The 16,246-nt window shown below is 65.2% G+C and carries 17 protein-coding genes; 4 read left to right on the plus strand and 13 right to left on the minus strand.

The features are described 5' to 3' along the window. Positions 1 to 83 precede the first annotated feature (83 nt). The 3 genes from lexA to ftsH form a co-directional block, all read right to left on the minus strand. A complete protein-coding gene (gene lexA / locus MY494_RS11395; RefSeq protein WP_247910350.1) occupies positions 84 to 710 on the minus strand; it encodes a transcriptional repressor LexA in 627 nt (208 codons plus the stop codon). 56 nt (positions 711 to 766) lie between these two features. Then, the gene (gene argF / locus MY494_RS11400) at positions 767 to 1,711 is read right to left on the minus strand and encodes an ornithine carbamoyltransferase (protein ID WP_247910351.1); all 945 of its coding nucleotides are present in this window, start codon (positions 1,709 to 1,711) and stop codon (positions 767 to 769) included. 61 nt (positions 1,712 to 1,772) lie between these two features. Next, positions 1,773 to 3,653, minus strand: a complete 1,881-nt coding sequence (gene ftsH, locus MY494_RS11405; protein ID WP_247910352.1) for an ATP-dependent zinc metalloprotease FtsH — start codon at positions 3,651 to 3,653, stop codon at positions 1,773 to 1,775. 83 nt (positions 3,654 to 3,736) lie between these two features. On the opposite strand from ftsH, the gene MY494_RS11410 reads away from it, so the two are divergent. After that, positions 3,737 to 4,384, plus strand: coding sequence for an SOS response-associated peptidase (locus MY494_RS11410; protein ID WP_247910353.1), 648 nt, complete (start codon positions 3,737 to 3,739; stop codon positions 4,382 to 4,384). 15 nt (positions 4,385 to 4,399) lie between these two features. Continuing rightward, on the plus strand, positions 4,400 to 5,155 hold the full coding sequence (locus MY494_RS11415) for a potassium channel family protein (RefSeq protein ID WP_247910354.1): 756 nt from the start codon (positions 4,400 to 4,402) through the stop codon (positions 5,153 to 5,155). Here the strand turns inward: MY494_RS11415 and ribD are convergent. Genes ribD through MY494_RS11435 form a run of 4 tightly spaced genes read right to left on the minus strand, consistent with a single transcriptional unit; the run spans position 5,152 to position 9,578 of the window. Next, positions 5,152 to 6,267 carry a bifunctional diaminohydroxyphosphoribosylaminopyrimidine deaminase/5-amino-6-(5-phosphoribosylamino)uracil reductase RibD gene (gene ribD, locus MY494_RS11420; protein WP_247910355.1) on the minus strand — a complete coding sequence of 372 codons (1,116 nt, stop codon included), beginning with the start codon at positions 6,265 to 6,267 and terminating at the stop codon, positions 5,152 to 5,154. The two genes, MY494_RS11415 and ribD, sit on opposite strands and share 4 nt — an antisense overlap. Continuing rightward, on the minus strand, positions 6,231 to 6,737 hold the full coding sequence (locus MY494_RS11425) for a DUF3122 domain-containing protein (protein ID WP_247910356.1): 507 nt from the start codon (positions 6,735 to 6,737) through the stop codon (positions 6,231 to 6,233). The genes ribD and MY494_RS11425 overlap by 37 nt, the downstream gene beginning before the upstream one ends. A 48-nt stretch (positions 6,738 to 6,785) precedes the next feature. Continuing rightward, positions 6,786 to 9,299: a GH116 family glycosyl hydrolase gene (locus MY494_RS11430; protein ID WP_247910357.1), complete on the minus strand. Its 2,514-nt coding sequence runs from the start codon at positions 9,297 to 9,299 to the stop codon at positions 6,786 to 6,788. 27 nt (positions 9,300 to 9,326) lie between these two features. Further along, positions 9,327 to 9,578: a hypothetical protein gene (locus MY494_RS11435; RefSeq protein ID WP_247910358.1), complete on the minus strand. Its 252-nt coding sequence runs from the start codon at positions 9,576 to 9,578 to the stop codon at positions 9,327 to 9,329. A 22-nt stretch (positions 9,579 to 9,600) separates the two neighbouring features. On the opposite strand from MY494_RS11435, the gene cbiE reads away from it, so the two are divergent. Next, positions 9,601 to 10,839, plus strand: a complete 1,239-nt coding sequence (gene cbiE, locus MY494_RS11440; protein WP_247910359.1) for a precorrin-6y C5,15-methyltransferase (decarboxylating) subunit CbiE — start codon at positions 9,601 to 9,603, stop codon at positions 10,837 to 10,839. Here cbiE and MY494_RS11445 read toward each other — a convergent pair. The 5 genes from MY494_RS11445 to pheS are packed head-to-tail and all read right to left on the minus strand — an operon-like array spanning position 10,836 to position 14,707. Beyond that, a complete protein-coding gene (locus MY494_RS11445; protein WP_247910360.1) occupies positions 10,836 to 11,600 on the minus strand; it encodes an SDR family NAD(P)-dependent oxidoreductase in 765 nt (254 codons plus the stop codon). The two genes, cbiE and MY494_RS11445, sit on opposite strands and share 4 nt — an antisense overlap. 28 nt (positions 11,601 to 11,628) lie before the next feature. Further along, entirely contained in the window at positions 11,629 to 12,078 is a 450-nt protein-coding gene (locus MY494_RS11450) for a DUF192 domain-containing protein (protein WP_247910361.1), read from the minus strand. Between the two features lie 4 nt (positions 12,079 to 12,082). Then, positions 12,083 to 12,751, minus strand: a complete 669-nt coding sequence (locus MY494_RS11455) for a response regulator transcription factor (protein ID WP_247910362.1) — start codon at positions 12,749 to 12,751, stop codon at positions 12,083 to 12,085. Further along, positions 12,751 to 13,662: an NAD(+) kinase gene (locus MY494_RS11460; protein ID WP_247910363.1), complete on the minus strand. Its 912-nt coding sequence runs from the start codon at positions 13,660 to 13,662 to the stop codon at positions 12,751 to 12,753. The genes MY494_RS11455 and MY494_RS11460 overlap by 1 nt, the downstream gene beginning before the upstream one ends. Positions 13,663 to 13,699: 37 nt before the next feature. Next, positions 13,700 to 14,707 carry a phenylalanine--tRNA ligase subunit alpha gene (gene pheS / locus MY494_RS11465; protein WP_247910364.1) on the minus strand — a complete coding sequence of 336 codons (1,008 nt, stop codon included), beginning with the start codon at positions 14,705 to 14,707 and terminating at the stop codon, positions 13,700 to 13,702. Between the two features lie 79 nt (positions 14,708 to 14,786). On the opposite strand from pheS, the gene surE reads away from it, so the two are divergent. Then, a complete protein-coding gene (surE, locus tag MY494_RS11470; RefSeq protein ID WP_247910365.1) occupies positions 14,787 to 15,575 on the plus strand; it encodes a 5'/3'-nucleotidase SurE in 789 nt (262 codons plus the stop codon). Here surE and MY494_RS11475 read toward each other — a convergent pair. After that, complete coding sequence (locus tag MY494_RS11475) at positions 15,560 to 16,135, minus strand: DUF3611 family protein (protein WP_247912044.1); 576 nt, start codon at positions 16,133 to 16,135, stop codon at positions 15,560 to 15,562. The genes surE and MY494_RS11475 overlap by 16 nt on opposite strands. Positions 16,136 to 16,246: the final 111 nt, after the last annotated feature.

Consider the following 16,246-nt stretch of genomic DNA (forward strand, 5'->3'; position numbering starts at 1 on the left):
GTCGATGGACTCGCCTGACGCTGGTCGTCAGGGATGGCCGAAAGGCCGCGTCTTCGATGCAGAGAGCTTACACCGCAGAGGGTTTAAACCTGGCGCCAGACGGCAACGAGCTTGCCTTGGATCGCCACTTGGTCGGCATCCACCAGGATCGGTTCGTAGGCGGGATTGGCGGCCTCCAGGCGCACCTGGCGACCATCGCGGTGGAAGTGTTTCAGGGTTGTTCCGCTGCCGGGTACCAGGGCGCTGACGATCGTGCCCTCGCGCAGGCGGCTGGGCTCTGAGACCGGCTCCATCAGCACCACGTCGCCATCGGCGATGTGGGCATCCACCATGGAGTCGCCGTTGACGGTCAGGGCAAACAGCCCGCGGGTGGCCAGAACTGGTTCGAGCTCGAGTCGTTCCTCGACGTCATCAAAGGTTTCCACCAGGCCTCCGGCGGCTACGGCGCCGAGCACTGGGATGCCACCGCCCAGGGCATCGCCCAGGAGTTGCAGGGTTCGGGCCTGGCCTTCCTTCCAGGTGATCCAGCCTTTTTGCTGAAGGTGGCGAAGACGACTCTGGATCGGTGCCGGGGAACGGAGCCCCATGGCCTCCATCATCTGGCGGATTGAGGGGCTGTGGCGGTGTTCGCCGATGTAGTGGGAGAGCCAGTCGTAGAGCTCTTGCTGGGCAGTGGTCAGGGGCTCAGGCGATCCAGCGGGCACCGGCAATGCATTTGTTTGTCAATACATTTGTACCGCTGGAGACTGGCTTTGGCAACCGGCGCTCAGGAGAGCAGGGCCGCCAATAGGGCTTGTTGTGCGTGCAGGCGATTTTCTGCTTGATCGAAGATCCGGCTGCTGCTTCCCTCCATCGCCCCGGCGCTGATTTCCAGGCCCCGATAGGCGGGCAGGCAGTGGAGAACGATGGCCTTGGGATCGGCCTCGGCCACGAGTTCTTCATTCAGGCACCAGCCGCTGAAGGCTTGCTCGCGCTCGCCCTTCTCCTCTTCCTGGCCCATGGAGGCCCAGACATCGGTGTAGAGCGCGTGGGCGCCGCGGACGGCGGCCACCGGTTCTTGGATCACCTCGATGCTGCAGCGACCTCCAGCCAGGTCGCGGGATTGCTGCAGCACAGCAGCGTCGGGCTCGTAGCCCTGGGGGCAGCCCACGCGGATGTTCACCCCCAGCAGGGCGCCGCAGAGCATCAAGGAGTGGGCAACGTTGTTGCCATCTCCTACGTACGAGAGGGTCAGTCCTTCGATTGAGCAGAAGGCTTCCTGCAGGGTCAGGAAATCTGCCAGGGCTTGGCAGGGGTGCTCCAGGTCGGTCAGGGCATTGATGACCGGAACTGAGGCCCAGTGGGCATATTCCGCCAGCTCCTCTTGGGCAAAGGTGCGGATCGAGAGGGCGTCGACGTAGCGGCTCAGCACCCTGGCGGTGTCAGCGACGGGCTCACCGCGGCCCACCTGACTCACCTGGGGATTGAGATCGATGGTCTGGCCGCCCAGGCGGGCCATGGCCACGCTGAAGCTGACCCGGGTGCGAGTGGAGGCTTTGCTGAAGATCAGGCCCAGAACTTTCCCGCTGAGATCGACTCGGGTGCGGCCAGCCTTCAGATCCGCCGCCAGCTCGAGCAGGGCTTGGGTTTGCTCCGCACTGACATCGGCTGACGAGAGGAAGTCTCGTCCGCTGAGTTCGGAGAGGGAGGGATAGCCGCTCAGTGCAGCCATGGGCCCGTCTTCAAAGAACCCTTATCTGAGATGACGGGCCCCCGCGTCAACCCCTTGGGGCTCAAGCAATCGCTTGAGCGTCCTCGGGCATGACGCTGCTGGCGAGCAGATCCTTGAGGTCGTCCCCTTCGATCACCTCTTTTTCGAGGATCTGTTGGGAGATGCTCTCCATCAGCTCACGGTTTTGGCGAAGGATGGAGAGTGCCCGGTCGTGGGCCCGGTCCACCAGGGTGCGCACCTCCTTGTCGATCGCCTGGGCGGTGGCATCACTCACCGAGCGGCGGGGGTTGTTGGCCCCGCCCAGGAAGCGGCTGCCGCCCTGCTTGTCGTAGGCCAGGGGGCCAAGGATGTCGCTCATGCCATAGGTCCCGACCATCTGTTCGGCGATGTCGGTGGCCCGTTGCAGGTCGTTGGCTGCACCGGTGGTGACCTCACCAAAGACGATCTCTTCAGCGCTGCGGCCCCCGAGCAGGGTGGCAATTTGCCCTTCGAGGTCTTCCTTGGAATTGAGGAAGCGCTCTTCGGTGGGCAGCTGCAGGGTGTACCCCAATGCGGCCATGCCGCGGGGAACGATGGAGATCTTGGCGACCTTGCTGCCGCCGGGCATCAGGTGGCCAACGATGGCGTGGCCGACCTCGTGATACGCCACCACCTTCTTCTCGTCGGGCTGGAGGACACGGCTCTTCTTCTCGAGACCGGCCACGACCCGCTCGATCGCCTCGTTGAGGTCACCCTGTTCAACGGAGGTCCGCATGGCGCGGGCGGCCAGCAGGGCGCCTTCGTTCACCAGGTTGGCCAGGTCCGCACCGGCAAAGCCGCTGGTGGCCTGGGCGATCTTGTCGAGATCAACGCCTGGGGCGAGCTTCACCTTGCGGGCATAGATGTCGAGGATGGTCTTGCGGCCGGAGAGGTCGGGGCGGTCCACCAGCACCTGGCGGTCGAAACGACCGGGGCGCAGCAGGGCGGCGTCCAAGGTTTCCGGTTGGTTGGTGGCTGCCAGGACGATGACGGGCTTGTCCTTGGCGGCGAAGCCATCCATCTCGGTGAGCAGCTGGTTGAGGGTCTGCTCGCGCTCGTCGTTGCCTCCGACGACGCCCATCGAGCCCGCACGGCTCTTGCCGATGGCATCGAGTTCGTCAATAAAGATGATGCAGGGCGCTTTTTTCTTGGCCTCTTCAAAGAGATCGCGCACGCGGGCTGCGCCGGCGCCGACGAAGAGTTCGACGAACTCTGAGCCGCTGATGATGAAGAAGGGAACCCCGGCCTCACCGGCGACCGCTTTGGAGAGCAGGGTTTTACCGGTGCCAGGGGGGCCCACCAGCAGCACCCCTTTGGGAATGCGTGCGCCGATCGCCGTGTAGCGGTCGGAGGACTTCAAAAAGTCGACGATCTCGGTCAGTTCCTCCTTGGCCTCATCCACACCAGCCACATCGGCAAAGGTCACCCGGGATTCCTCGTCGGGGACGTAGACCTTGGCTTTGCTCTTGGTGAAGCTCAGGGCGCCCTGGGCTCCGCCCATGGAACGGCGGGCGAAGAACTGCAGAACCAAGATGAAGATCAGGGGCGGCACGATCCAGCTCAGGGCCGTCGTGATGAAGCTGGGCTTCTGAGGGGGGGCGGCAGCAAACTCAACGCCATGCTCCTCGAGCCGCTTCGGCAGATCCATGTCGAAGATCGGCGTGGTGGCGAGCACCGAGGGTGCGTCGTCCTCTGGAGGTGACTTCAGCTCGTAGCGGATCTGCTCTTGGGTGATGTAGGCGCGGCTGACGTTGCCGTCGTCCACCTGGCTGACGAAGAGTGAATAGGGAACTCGGGGCACCTGCTGCATGCCCTGGTTGGGCAGGAAGCTGCTCACAAGCAGCAGCACGCCAAAGCCGATCAGCAGCAGATTGACGAGGCCGAAGCGCCGGTTCGGGGGCGTGTCGTCCTTGCGGATAGGCATGCGACGGGTGCGCGTTTGCCCCAAACTAGGCTTGCTGACAGGCCCCAGTGGGGGGTGAGAACCGAACGGGAGCGCTCCAGGCCATGTGCGGTCGTTACTCCCTGACCTCCCGGCTCGATCAACTGCTCCCCAAGCTGGGCGGCACCCTGCCCGATGGTTTGCTGGCGTACTACGCCCCACGCCCCCTGATTCGCCCGGGGGAACCCGTGCTGGCCCTGCGGCAAGAACACGGTCAGATCAGCCCCGCCCTGATGCTTTGGGGCCTGCTGCCGGAGTGGAGCAAGGATCCATTGAATGGGCCACGGCCCTTTAACGCCCGCTCAGAGACCGTGGCGGAGAAGGCCAGCTTTCGTGGGGCCTGGCGGCACCGGCGTTGCCTGTTGCCGGCCGACGGTTTCTACGAGAAGGGGCACCGGCTTGCCCCCATCGATGGAAGTCCGTTTTGGCTGGCGGGGATCTGGGATCGCTGGATCGGCCCCGATGGCAGCGAAGTGGAGACCTGCTGCGTGCTGACCACCACGCCCAACGCCTTGGTGGCGCCGCTGCATGACCGCATGCCGGTGATCGTTCCAGAGGGCTTGGAAGAAGCCTGGATGGAGCCGGTGGATGCTCCTGGCCTGCGGGCCCTGGAGCCCTTGATGCAGGGCTGGTCCCCGGAGGGTTGGGTGGCCGAGGGGCCGGTGAAACCCAAACCCAAGGTGAGTTCTGATCAGTTGCCCTTGTTTGGTTGATCGCCAGACTGGGCCATGGCCCGCAGGAATCAACGGCATCTCGGCTACCGCCTATTGCTGGCGAACTGCCTGACGGTGATCGGCTGCTTGATGCTGCCCGAGGGCATGCGGCAGTTGGCGGCCCTCGGTTATCTGGCGTTCCCATGGGTGCTGCTGTTCAGCCTCGGTTCGCGGGTGGAGCCCGGCCGTTGGTCACGGCAACGCACCCGGGCCTATCGCCTGCTCGCCGTTCTGACCTTTGTCTCATCGATGGGCTGGTACTTCACCAGTGCAAATGCCTCCCAGGCGGGCTTCCCGCTGCTTTTTGTCTGGACGCTGCTGGTGGCCTGGAGTTGCGAGCGCTTGATCCGCAACCTCGCGAAGGAACGCTCCATCAGCCGTGATGTCCTGATGGGAGCTTTGGCGGGCTACCTGCTGGTGGGCCTGGCGGCGGGACTGCTATTTGCGGTGCTGGAATCACTCGCGCCCGGCAGTTTTGTGAACACCGTCGCCTCGGACGTCTCGCTGCTGCACGGCCACCACGGTGCAGCGGGGCCTGCAGCCAAAATTTTTTCGCTTGATTTCGCTGAGCTGAATTACTACGCCTTCATCACCCTCACCACGACGGGGTATGGCGACATCAGCCCAGTGACGTCCCAGAGCCAGATGCTGAGCGCGATGGTGGCGGTCTCTGGGACCATTTATCTGGCCCTGGTGATGGGTCTGTTAATCAGCCGCTACACAGTTCAAGACGCGGAGGAGGAGATCGCCGAAGAGCTGGACGAGTCCTAGCGCTGCAGCTCGATCAACCAGTCATCGCCGAGCGGCCGGAGTCGTTGCTGGCCCCAGGGCTCGGCCTGGTTGACATCGACCAAGCCCAGGTCGCCCAGAGGAGTGCGAGCTGCCAGCCCTCCGAGCAGTTTCGGAGCGATCACCCCCGCCAGTTGCTGAACGCAGTCGTCCCTTAGGGCTGCGGCTGCCAGCTCAGGTCCGCATTCCCAGAGGACTTGATTGCAGCCCCGCTCGGCCAAGAGCTCCATGGCCGCCTTGGGCCCGCAATCCGGCAAGGCCAGATGCTCCACCCCCAGACGATCCAGGTGGTGTTGCTGGTCCGCGGGGGCATCAATGCCATGGAGCACCAGAGTGCTGGCGCTGTTTTGATCCCAGAGCTGGGCAGTGCTGGGCAGATCCAGGCTGCGGCTGAGGACGACCCGCAGCGGTTCGGGGCTGTGTTGACCGCGGCTGGTGAGTAGGGGGTTGTCGGCGCGCACGGTCCCCCCGCCCACGAGGACCGCATCGCATTGGCCCCGGAGCTGGTGCACCCAGGCGCGGGCCGGCGAACCCGAGATCCATTGGCTTGAGCCATTGGGCAGGGCGGTGCGGCCATCGAGGCTCATGGCCCACTTGAGAATTCCCCAGGGGCGTCCGGTCTGCACCCGCTGGATGAAGCTGCGGTTGAGGGTTTGGGCCTGGTCCTCGCAGACCCCGCTGATGACCTTGATGCCGGCGGCCTGGAGCTGGGCGATGCCGCCACCGGCGACCCTTGGATCGGGATCAGGCATGGCCACGACAACGCGGCTGACGCCAGCGGCGATGAGGGCTTCACTGCAGGGAGGCGTGCGGCCGCGGTGGCAGCAGGGCTCCAGCGTGACGATGGCGGTGCCGCCCTGGGCGCGCTCGCCCGCTTGGCGCAGTGCATGCACTTCCGCGTGGGGCGTGCCCGCCTGGCGATGAAAGCCCTCACCGACCAAGGCCCCCGCGGCATCGAGCACAACGCAACCCACGAGCGGGTTGGGGCTGGTGCGACCAGCCCCAAGGGAGGCCAGTTGCAGGGCCCGCTGCATCCAGAGCCGCCAGGGGCTGCTACTCATCCGGCGTCGCGCCAGCTCGGCAGGCTGCGCCATTCACCGACCACAAAGGGAGGGACGGGAAGCTCCACAAACACCCCGGGGAGCTCCAAACGCAGGGGCCGGTTCTGGTGCAGGTCGGCCAGCAGCGGATTGAGGTCAAACTCGGCCGCGGCATCACGGCCATCGACGGCCAGCTTGGGATTGGCGGTGGTGATGTCCTCGAGCTCCCAGGTGCCCCTGCCGGAGTGCACGATCAAGGAGGTGGGGTGATCCAGGCGGACCCGGCCGGGGTAACCAACGATCCGCAGGGTCACGGGGCCGCCGGGGGGGCCGGACCTGTAGGCCACGGCTTGCCAGCTCTGGTAGTCGAGATCCCGCAGGCTCTCAAGGCTGCGGACGATCTCGGTGCCGTTCTCATCGGGGTGCAGGTGCACCTGGGCGTTGGCGGGTTGGCCCAGGCCCAAGGCGAGAACGCCGCCGATCAGCAGCGAGAGCGCAACACGAAGAAGGGAGCCGAACGCCATAACACCATTGCTCTGAAGCCAGCGTATGGAACCGAGTTGTGGTTCCGCTTAGCTCGCCTCCGCTCCCGGGATCCGCTGCCAATCGGTGTGGGTCGCCCAGACCCCCCAGATCGCCATCGCCCGCAGGTAGTGGCAGGCGCGGAAGGTGTTCACCGCCGTGATCGCTTCGGGGGTGCGGAACTGCAGGCCCCCCGAATAGACCTGGTTGACCACCGCTGAGGTGATGGCCAGGGCGGTTTCGGTCTCGCCCATCAGCCGGAAGTAACTGGCGATGCCGAAGTTGATCCCGGTCCAGACCTCCAGGGGGTGGGTGCCGTTGGGGTCCAGGGGGGTGCCATCGCGGCGCAGGCCATTGGCGACCCCAAGGCTGCCGCCTTCGAACTTTTCGAAGCAGGACTCGCGGACGGCGTTCAAGGTGCTGCGGCTGTTGGCCTCGCTCACCACCGGTTCCAGGCCCAGCAGGCGGGCATAGAAATCACCGCAAAGCTGATCGGCCATCACCACCGGCGTCCCGCTCTCGGCATCGATGTCGTAGTACTCGCCGTTCCAGAGGAGCGTGTCGAAATTCCCTCGCGCTTGCGCCAGCCAACCGCTGAACTCCTGTTGTTCAGCCGAGGTGTCGAGTCCCGTGCTCAGTTGCAGCTGTTGGGCGATCGCCAGGGCCGCTTCCAGGGCAGCAATCCAGAGCGCGCCGCAGTAGGCGCTGACGCCCTTGAGCGGCCAGTCATCAAAGGTCTGATCGGGAGCGCCGCCGTTGTCGGGTAGGCCGTCGCCATTGATATCAAAGGTCTTGAGGTAGCGCAGTGCTTCCACCGCCGCCGGCCAGCACTCCGCCAGGAAGCGCACGTCCTCTCCGTTGGGGGCGAGCTTGAAGGTGCGCCAGACCTGCAGGACGTAGTCGCTGGCCAGGTCCTTCCAGAGGTTGCAGTCTTGGTAGGCCGTGTAGTTGGTGGCATCCCAGGGGCGCTCATTTGGGGCCCCCAGGTCATGGGGAGTGGCTCCCTTGACCTTGCGGGCGGCTTCGACGCGGCCCTTGCCCTGGGTGAAGTACCAACCGATCGGCCGCGGGGTGGCATCGGCCGCGGGGATGGCCCGGGCAAAACTGCGAAGCACCGCCTTATCGAGTTCCGGCCAGAGCTGTAGCAGCGCCAGGGAGCCGTAGAGCCGCACGTCCAGGCTCTCGTACCAGGCGTAGTCGAGGCACTCGAGCACCCCGAAGCGCCCCACGGGGTCTTCACTGCTCGCGGCACTCCAGAGGCTGCCGCCGCTGCAGAGGTCGTAGAGCTCGTTGAACAGCGCCATCCGCAGCGGCTCGGGCAGATCACTGCGCTCCAGCACCGGCTGCTGCCAGGTCTCGATCTGCGCTTTCCATTGGCGCCAGTTGTTCAGGCCTTCAGCGGCGATGGCGGCAGCATTTTTGCCGCTTGTGCCGAAGAAATCGGTGTAGCGGCGCAGGGCGCTGGTGCCGGTGGCAAAGGCCGTCACCGGCAGATCCCAGCTGATCACCACGGGGATCTCAAGGCTCTGGCCGGGCTCCAGCCGGCAGCGCACCGCCAGGGCCGCACTGACCGGTTCAGCGGCTCCGCTGCGGCGGTTGTTGTTGCTCTCAGGGATGGAGCCATCACGGCTGAAACTGCCCCAGAGCTCCGAGCCGTCCTTGCTTGGATTCCAGCGGCTGCAGCGCTGGATGCTGACCCCCGGCTGCTTGCTGGTGGCGATGCACCACTGGCCCTCGCCTTCCCGCACTGGGCTGGAGACGTCTCCGCCCAGGACGACTCCCTTGAGGTTGCCGTCCTCGACCCAATCATTCCGCTGCCCCTCGCTGTGGCCGATGGCCGGGGCGTAGTTGTGCTCGGGGCTCCCGTCATCGCGGAAGTGCACCTCCGCTGAGGAGTCGGTGTTGGTGAACCAGCCGCAGATGTTGCGCCAGCTGAGCATCAAGGAGAGATCCAGCGGCTGGCTGCTGGGGTTGCGCAGGGTCCAGACAAAGACCGCCAGCGGGTAGCTGGTCTGCTGGTAGTTGCCCGGCAGGATCGGGCTGAAGGCTTCGCAGCTGACCTCGGCGTCAAAGACCCCTTGGTACTGGGTCCAGCTCAGGGGGTAACGGGCGGAGTAGGTGCCGGTGTGGGTTGTCTCGGTGCTGGCTGGATACCAATCCCAGCTCTGCAGCGGTGCGCTGGACTCGGGCCGGGAGTCATCACGACTGGGCTTGACCGCCAGGGCATGGGCCCGGCTGCTGCTGCCGTTGTCCTCAAACAACGAGAACTGGCAATCGGGCAACACCCCGAACCAATGCTCGCCGCCATCGAGATGCCAGAGGTTGAAGTTGCCGTCGGGGGCGCGGCCGATGCAGCCGGCGCCGAAGCCGCCTAAGGGCATCCCATGGTTGGGGCCGTCGTCGAGGTTGCTGGCGTAGCGGACGGTGTAGGGCGTCTCCCAGCCCTGGCCAAAGGGGCGGCTCCAGCTCGCGGCTGGGGGCTGCCAGGTCGGGGGGCGCTTGGAGCGACTGAGGCCGGCGCGGCGCAGCAGAGACTTCAGGGCGGACAGGCCGAGGCGCGCCATGGGGCAGCTAACAGTGCCGCCAGCTTGTCAGAGTTGAGAGGGGTTGGCCCGTTCGTTGGCCTCCTGTTCCACCAGGGCATCGAGGGTGGCGGCTGAACGCACCAGGGACTGGTAGCGCTGCACTACGCGGCGGTTGCGCTCCAGCCAGCCAGCGGGGTTGCCTTGGGCCACCGCCAGGCTGCCGCTGTTGTCGTCATCGAGCAGGTCGAGGTCGCTCTGTTGCGCGATCAGCGCGACGACCAACTCATGCAGGCGTTGACGGCGATCAGAGGGGTTCATCGCTCAGCAGCAGAATGCATCCATGATTGAGGTGATCGGCACCGACGCGGGCGCTCCGGCATCACTGCCCCTCGACAAGCAACAGCTGTTGCGCCAGGCCACCCTGGTGGCGGCCCCCCATCGCCTGTATGAATCGCTGCAGCGTTGGGAGGGTTGGAGTGGCGCCCCACTCATCGCGAGTGATCAGCCCGCTGCCCTGATCGATCAGCTCCAAGGACAGCAGCAGGCCGTGGTGCTGGCCAGTGGTGATCCCCTTTGGTTTGGCATTGGGCGCCTGTTGATCCAGGGTCTGGGGGCAGAGCGGCTGCGTTTCCATCCCTCCCCCTGCTCCCTCCAGCTCGCCTTCTCCCGGCTGGCTCGTCCCTGGCAGAACGCCAGCTGGATCAGCTTGCACGGGCGTGACCCAGCTGCCTTGGCTGCGCGCTTGCAGCAGCGCCCTGAAGCCCTGGCGGTGCTGACCGACCCCAGCCGCGGTGGGGTGGCGGAAGTGCGGGAGCTACTGCGGGCCTCCGGGCTGGAGCAGGCCTACGGGCTGTGGTTGTGTGAACGCCTCGGGCACCCGGAAGAGCGGGTGCAACGGCTGGCCCCTGCAGCGGAGCTGCCCCGGGATCTCGATCCGTTGCATCTAGTGGTCCTGCTGGCGGAGCCCCCAGAGCAGCCGGATCCCGAGCAGTTGCCCTTGATCGGGATTGCCGATGGGCTCTACCTGCAGCATCCCGATCGCCCTGGTCTAATGACCAAGCGGGAGGTGCGCATTCAGCTGTTGGCGGATCTAGATCTCCCTGCTGCAGGGGTCCTCTGGGATCTGGGGGCCGGGGTGGGCTCGGTTGGCCTGGAGGCACTGCGGCTCAGACCCGCCCTGCAGCTCTGGGCCTTAGAGCAACGGGGAGGGTCGGCTGCGTTGATTGCCTCCAATGCGGAGCGGTTGGGGGTGCGGCCAGCCGCAGTGGTGGAGGGCCGTGCTCCGGAGGCGCTGGCGGACCTGCCGGATCCGGATCGCGTGCTGATTGGTGGTGGCGGCCGCGAGCGTGCGGCGGTGCTGGCTGCGGTCCTGGAGCGGCTTAGGCCCGGTGGTGTGGTCGTGATTCCCCTGGCCACCATCGAGGCCCTGGCGGAACTGCGCCCCGTGCTCGAGCAGGCCGGCCTGCAGGTGAGCATCAGTCAACACCAGGCTTGGCGCGGTGCCCCGCTGGCGGATGGGACTCGGCTGGCCCCGCTTAATCCTGTCCTGGTGTTGAGGGGTAAAAAAGTCGCTGCTTAATCGCTGCACTCGATGCCGCGATAGGCGTAACCGCCATCAACGCGTAGCACGCTTCCTGTCATGTAGCTCGAGGCCTGAGATGCAAGCAGGAGCAGCGACCCGGCCAACTCATGCGGTTGGGCTGCCCGTCTCATCGGGATGGAGCGGCGCCAGCGCTCACCATCCGGGCCATCGAGGATGGCGGAAACCATCGGTGTTGCAATCCAGCCCGGTGCGAGGCAGTTCACCCGAATGTTGTGGGTCACAAGCTCCATGGCCATGTTGCGAGTGAGATGTTCTACGGCTGCTTTGGAAGTGGCGTAGTGGATTTGATTGAGTTGGGCTCGCCCCCCCAGCGATGAGGAGATGTTGATGATCCGCCCCGGGACATCACGCTCCAGCATTGCCTTGGCAACACGGGTTGAGAGTTGCCAAGTCGCTTTGAGATTGACCGCCATCACGGCGTCCCAGTCATCCGATTCAATGGCAAACATCGGGGCGTCGGCCCCAAGAATGCCCGCGCAATTCACCAGAACATCGATCTGACTGTGCTCATCCTCAATCCTTCCGATTAAGTCTTCGATCGCCGCGGAGTCGGTGAGATCACACCCATAGGCTGAACAGGACTGCCCTTGGTCTTGAAGATCTGCAACGAGGGCATCCATCGCCTTCAGATTGCAATCAACGAGAACAACATGAGCTTGAGCAGCGGCCAGGATCCGGGCTAATTCAGAGCCGAGACCGCCACCTGCTCCGGTCACGATGGCCAGCTGATGGTTCAAGTCAAATAAGCGTGCAGGGTTCACAGAATCAGTTCCTTGGAGTTGGTTGCTCAATCGCGCGGGGGTGATCCATCAGCGGTCTGATCCGGACGGGGCTGCCCACGCTGATCCCCAGCCGCTTGGCTTCTCCGGCTCCGAGCTCCACCACCCCATCTCCAGGGCCTTGGGGGCCGTAGCTGCGGCAGGGCAGGTTCGGGCAGGGAGTCGTGTTGGCCTCAATGGCAATGACCCGGTTGCCATTAAGGAAGACCATGTCGAGGGAGGCCGGGGTTTTGTGCATCCAAAAGCGCAGGGGTTGCGGCTTGGGGAAGGGAAACCACATCCCCCGAAGCGGAGCCAAGGGCGGTCGGCCCTGCAGGCCCAGTCGCTGCTGCTCTTGGCTGCGGGCCACCTCCAGGGCAATGCAGGGCTGTTTGTCTTGCAGGCACCACTGCGCCTCAATCGGCAACTGTTGCGGAGGGAGGGCTGGGGTTGGCATCGCTTCAGCCCAGCTGGGGCGGACCGTCGCTGAGGCAGTAGCCCCGGCCGCGGACGGTGTGGATCAGGCGCTTGCCGCCGCCGGTCTCCAGCTTTTGACGCAGGTAGCGGACATAAACCTCAATCACATTGCTCGCGGTGCCCTGCTGATCTCTCCAGACCGTTGCCAGGATCCGCTCGCGGCTGACCACCTCGCGGGCGTGCTGCATCAGCAGCTCCAGCAGCGCGTACTCCCGCGCGGTTAGGGCGATGCTCTGGCCGCTGCGGCGCACCTCGTGGCGGCTCGGGACGATCGTCAGGTCCCCCAGTTGCAGCAGATCCCGAGGTGGCCGCTGCTTGTCCTGCAATTTCAGGTGCACCCGCAGCCGGGTAAGTAGGTCACTGGCGCCCGCAGCAGACAGCCAGAAGTCGTCGCCGCCCTGGAGCAGCACCTGGGAGCGGGCCGCGACGCTGTCTTCCACGATGTCCAGCAGCATCGGAATGGATCCCAGGCTTTGGCGTAGCTCCGGGATGCGTGCTCCCCACTCGGCGGAGAGCACCACCAGTTCACAACTGTCTTGGGCGGCCTGCTGCCGGCCGGCCTCGCCGATCAGAGGGCGATAGCCCGATGCACTCAGTCGCTCGGCGAGGGCTTCTGGCGTCTCCCCCAGCAGCAGGACGGCGGCGTCGTTCATCAAGCGGCGCTGCCGGGTTTCGCCACGTGGGGCAGGCCCCAGCCGAGCTTGTTGCGCAGCACCTGGAAAAACTCGTGGTCCGCCAGGCGCACAAAGCGCACGGGGTGTTCGCTGCGGCGAATTAGGACCCGGTCTTCCGGCCAGACGTAGCAGCCGGCGTTGCCGTCCACGACCATCATCAAGCGCTCGGGTGTGGCGGGGAAGACCGTCACCGGTTCGTGATCGCTGAAGACCAGGGCCCGGGAGGCCAGGGAGTGGGGGGCAATTGGGGTGAGCTGGAGCACCGGGCAGTCGGGACTGATCACCGGTCCGCCGGCACTCAGGGCATAAGCCGTGGAGCCCGTCGGGGTGGAGAGGATCACGCCATCTGCGGCGATGTCCACGGGAGCGTGGCGGCCAACGGCGATCTCGAAGTGGCACATCGAGGTGATCGGTTCGCGGTGCAACGCCATCTCGTTGAGACAGAGCAGCTCCCAGCGGCGCTGGTCCCCGCGCATCACGGTCACCACCAAGGTGGTCCGCTCCTCCACGGTCCAGTCTCCGGCGATGACCTGCTCGAGGGCTTCCTCCAGCTTGGGCAGGTAGGTCTCGGCCAGGAAGCCGAGGTGGCCGGTGTTGATGGTCAGGATCGGCACGTCGATCGGTGCCGTCATCCGGGTGGCGGAGAGCACCGTGCCATCGCCCCCCAGCACCATCGCCAGATCCATTCCGGCTTGGAAGTGGGAAGGGACGCAGGCGGTATGGCCTTTGCTGCGCAGATGTTGCTCTGGATTGGCGAACCCCACCATTCCAGCGGCGCTGCTGGCGCGCAGGACGTCGTAGCCCGCCTGCCTCAGGCGGGCCTCAATGGTGTCGGCAGTGGACAGGGCCAGGTCCTTGCCGTCGTTAATGATCAGTCCGACGCAGGGCAAAGAGCGGCTCAGGTGGTCCCCCCAGAGTTTATGGGGATCAGAACTGTTCGAGGAAACGCAGGTCGCTGGTGAACAGGCGACGGATGTCATCGATGCCGTGGCGCACCATGCAGAAGCGCTCCACACCGAGGCCCGCTGCGAAGCCGCTGTAGCGCTCGGGGTCGATTCCCATGCCCTGGAGGACTGCCGGATCGACCATGCCGCAGCCCATCACTTCCAGCCAGCGACCACGCCACTGCACATCCACCTCGGCGGAGGGTTCGGTGAAGGGGAAGTAGCTGGCGCGGAAGCGCACCGGCAGATCGCCGAAGAACTGCTGAAGGAAGGAGGTCACCGTGCCGCGCAGGTGGCTGAAGTCCAGACCTTCATCAATGGCCAGCACCTCGACCTGGTGGAACACCGGGGAATGGGTGGCATCGACGGCATCGCGGCGATAGACGCGGCCAGGGGCAATGATGCGAATCGGCGGGGCGTTGTTCTCCAGGTGGCGGATCTGTACCGGGGAGGTGTGGGTTCGCAGCAGTTGGTGATCACCCAGATAAAAGGTGTCCTGCATGTCCCGAGCTGGGTGGTGCTCAGGGATGTTCAGGGCCGTGAAGTTATAGAAGTCGCTCTCGATCTCAGGCCCTTCCTCCACCTGATAACCGAGGCCAGAAAAGATATCGACGATTTCTTCGATCGTGCTGATCAGGGGGTGGCGGTAGCCCACCGGCGTGAAGCTCGCCGGCATGGTCACGTCCAGGGTCTCGCTGGCGATCCGCTCGGCCATCGCCGCACTCTTCACGGCCTGCAGGCGGTCGCTCAGCAGGGTTTGGACCTGCTCTTTGAGCACGTTGGCCCGCTGACCCACCACTGGCCGTTCATCGCCGGGCAGCTTGCCCATCGCCCCCAGCACCCCGGAGAGGCGGCCCTTCTTGCCAAGGAGACCCACCCGCAGGTCCTCGAGGGCAGCGGCATCAGCGGCGGCAGCGATCTCTTGGGCTGCTTCGGCCTCCAGCTGATCGAGTTGATCGGTGAGCTGCTGCAGGCTGACGGTGGCGCTCAAGGATCGGCTTCAACGAGCGCCGACTTTAGGTAGACGCCTGTTTCAAGGCCCTTAGCCTCGGGCCAGGCGAGACGGCACCGTGCGGATCCTGATCAGTAATGACGATGGTGTCTTCGCTGATGGCATCCGTGCCTTGGCAGCTGAAGCTCTTCGGCGAGGTCACCAGGTCACGGTGGTCTGCCCCGATCAGGAGCGTTCCGCCACGGGCCACGGTCTGACTCTGCAGTCCCCTTTGCGGGCTGAGCGCGCCGATGAGCTCTTTGCCGATGGCGTCACCGCCTGGGCCTGCAGCGGCACCCCAAGCGATTGCGTCAAGTTGGCTCTCTTTGCTCTGTTGGAGGAGTGGCCCGAGATGGTCCTCTCGGGGATCAACCACGGCCCCAACCTGGGCACCGACACCCTGTATTCCGGCACGGTCAGTGCGGCGATGGAGGGGACGATCGAAGGTCTCCCTGCCCTGGCGGTGAGCTGCGCGGATTACAAGTGGCGGGAGTTTGAGGCCTCCGCCCGCATTGCCCTGGACGTGGCCGAGCAGAGCCGCCGCGAGGACTGGGACAAGGGGATGCTGCTGAACCTCAACGTCCCGGCCCTGCCGATGGAGTCCATCGGGCAACTGCGTTGGTGCCGCAAGGCGGTGCGCCGCTACACCGATCAATTCGTCAAACGCACCGACCCGCGGGGGCGCACGTATTTCTGGCTGGCCGGAGAGGTGGCCAATGACCTGGAGGCCGAGGTGGCAGGTCCCAAGGAGTGGCCCATCGATGTGGCCCATGTGGCCCATGGCGGTGTCTCACTCACGCCGCTGCAGCCCGAGCTGTTCTGGCGCGGCGACCTCTCAGCCTTGAAGCAGCCTCACTTCGTCCGGTAAATCCGCTGCAGGAACCAGAGCGAGAAGATCAAGCCGATGGTGTGGGCAAAGAGCACCTGGGTGTTGCTCAGCACTGAGAGCATCTCGATCGAGGTGATCGGATAGCCCACCAGACTGCGGGCGCTGGTGCCCCCCACCGGAGAGCCAAAGAAGCCCGGGGCCTGCAGCGAAGCCTGAACAAACAAGCTGCCCGCTAAGGACTGGTAGCCCACCGAGGCGAAGACCAGCCCGAGCACATCCGCCAGCAGTCCTCGTTTGATGAGCTTGCCGGCTTCGCTGCGGCTGGGTTTAGCGGTGCTGCCCAGGGCCCGGCCAAGGCGCACCGTCAGCCAGCCCTGCCAGAGGCTGTAAAGCAGCACAAAGAACGAGATGGTGGTTAGGGAGAGGCCCGGTCCCAGTCCCAGGGCACGCTCGGAGTTGCGGGCCAGGCTGCCGCCGATGTTGTTGAAGAGCAGGACCCCCACAACCACAATCCCCAGGGCGGTTTGCGTCCAAAACCGGATCCAGGCCATTCGCCTCAGCCCTAGGGAGAGCAGCTGAAAGTCGAGGCGATCGGCCATGGGACGTGGGGGGATGCCCAAACCTGCCATGGGAGGATGCTCCTGGCGAGGCTTCAAGCGCTTTTGGTTGTGATTGCAGCGCTCCAGCTCCTCTCGATTTCTGCTTGCGCA

The organism is Synechococcus sp. A10-1-5-1, assembly GCF_023115425.1.
Classification (GTDB): domain Bacteria; phylum Cyanobacteriota; class Cyanobacteriia; order PCC-6307; family Cyanobiaceae; genus Vulcanococcus.

What these genes read in the sequence shown, in the direction of transcription:
- argF (WP_247910351.1), bottom strand. Translation starts at nt 1,711, where the DNA reads ATGGCTGCACTGAGCGGCTATCCCTCCCTCTCCGAACTCAGCGGACGA.
- ftsH (WP_247910352.1), bottom strand. Translation starts at nt 3,653, where the DNA reads ATGCCTATCCGCAAGGACGACACGCCCCCGAACCGGCGCTTCGGCCTC.
- MY494_RS11410 (WP_247910353.1), top strand. Translation starts at nt 3,737, where the DNA reads ATGTGCGGTCGTTACTCCCTGACCTCCCGGCTCGATCAACTGCTCCCC.
- MY494_RS11415 (WP_247910354.1), top strand. Translation starts at nt 4,400, where the DNA reads ATGGCCCGCAGGAATCAACGGCATCTCGGCTACCGCCTATTGCTGGCG.
- ribD (WP_247910355.1), bottom strand. Translation starts at nt 6,267, where the DNA reads ATGGCGCAGCCTGCCGAGCTGGCGCGACGCCGGATGAGTAGCAGCCCC.
- MY494_RS11425 (WP_247910356.1), bottom strand. Translation starts at nt 6,737, where the DNA reads ATGGCGTTCGGCTCCCTTCTTCGTGTTGCGCTCTCGCTGCTGATCGGC.
- MY494_RS11430 (WP_247910357.1), bottom strand. Translation starts at nt 9,299, where the DNA reads ATGGCGCGCCTCGGCCTGTCCGCCCTGAAGTCTCTGCTGCGCCGCGCC.
- MY494_RS11435 (WP_247910358.1), bottom strand. Translation starts at nt 9,578, where the DNA reads ATGAACCCCTCTGATCGCCGTCAACGCCTGCATGAGTTGGTCGTCGCG.
- cbiE (WP_247910359.1), top strand. Translation starts at nt 9,601, where the DNA reads ATGATTGAGGTGATCGGCACCGACGCGGGCGCTCCGGCATCACTGCCC.
- MY494_RS11450 (WP_247910361.1), bottom strand. Translation starts at nt 12,078, where the DNA reads ATGCCAACCCCAGCCCTCCCTCCGCAACAGTTGCCGATTGAGGCGCAG.
- MY494_RS11455 (WP_247910362.1), bottom strand. Translation starts at nt 12,751, where the DNA reads ATGAACGACGCCGCCGTCCTGCTGCTGGGGGAGACGCCAGAAGCCCTC.
- MY494_RS11475 (WP_247912044.1), bottom strand. Translation starts at nt 16,135, where the DNA reads ATGGCCGATCGCCTCGACTTTCAGCTGCTCTCCCTAGGGCTGAGGCGA.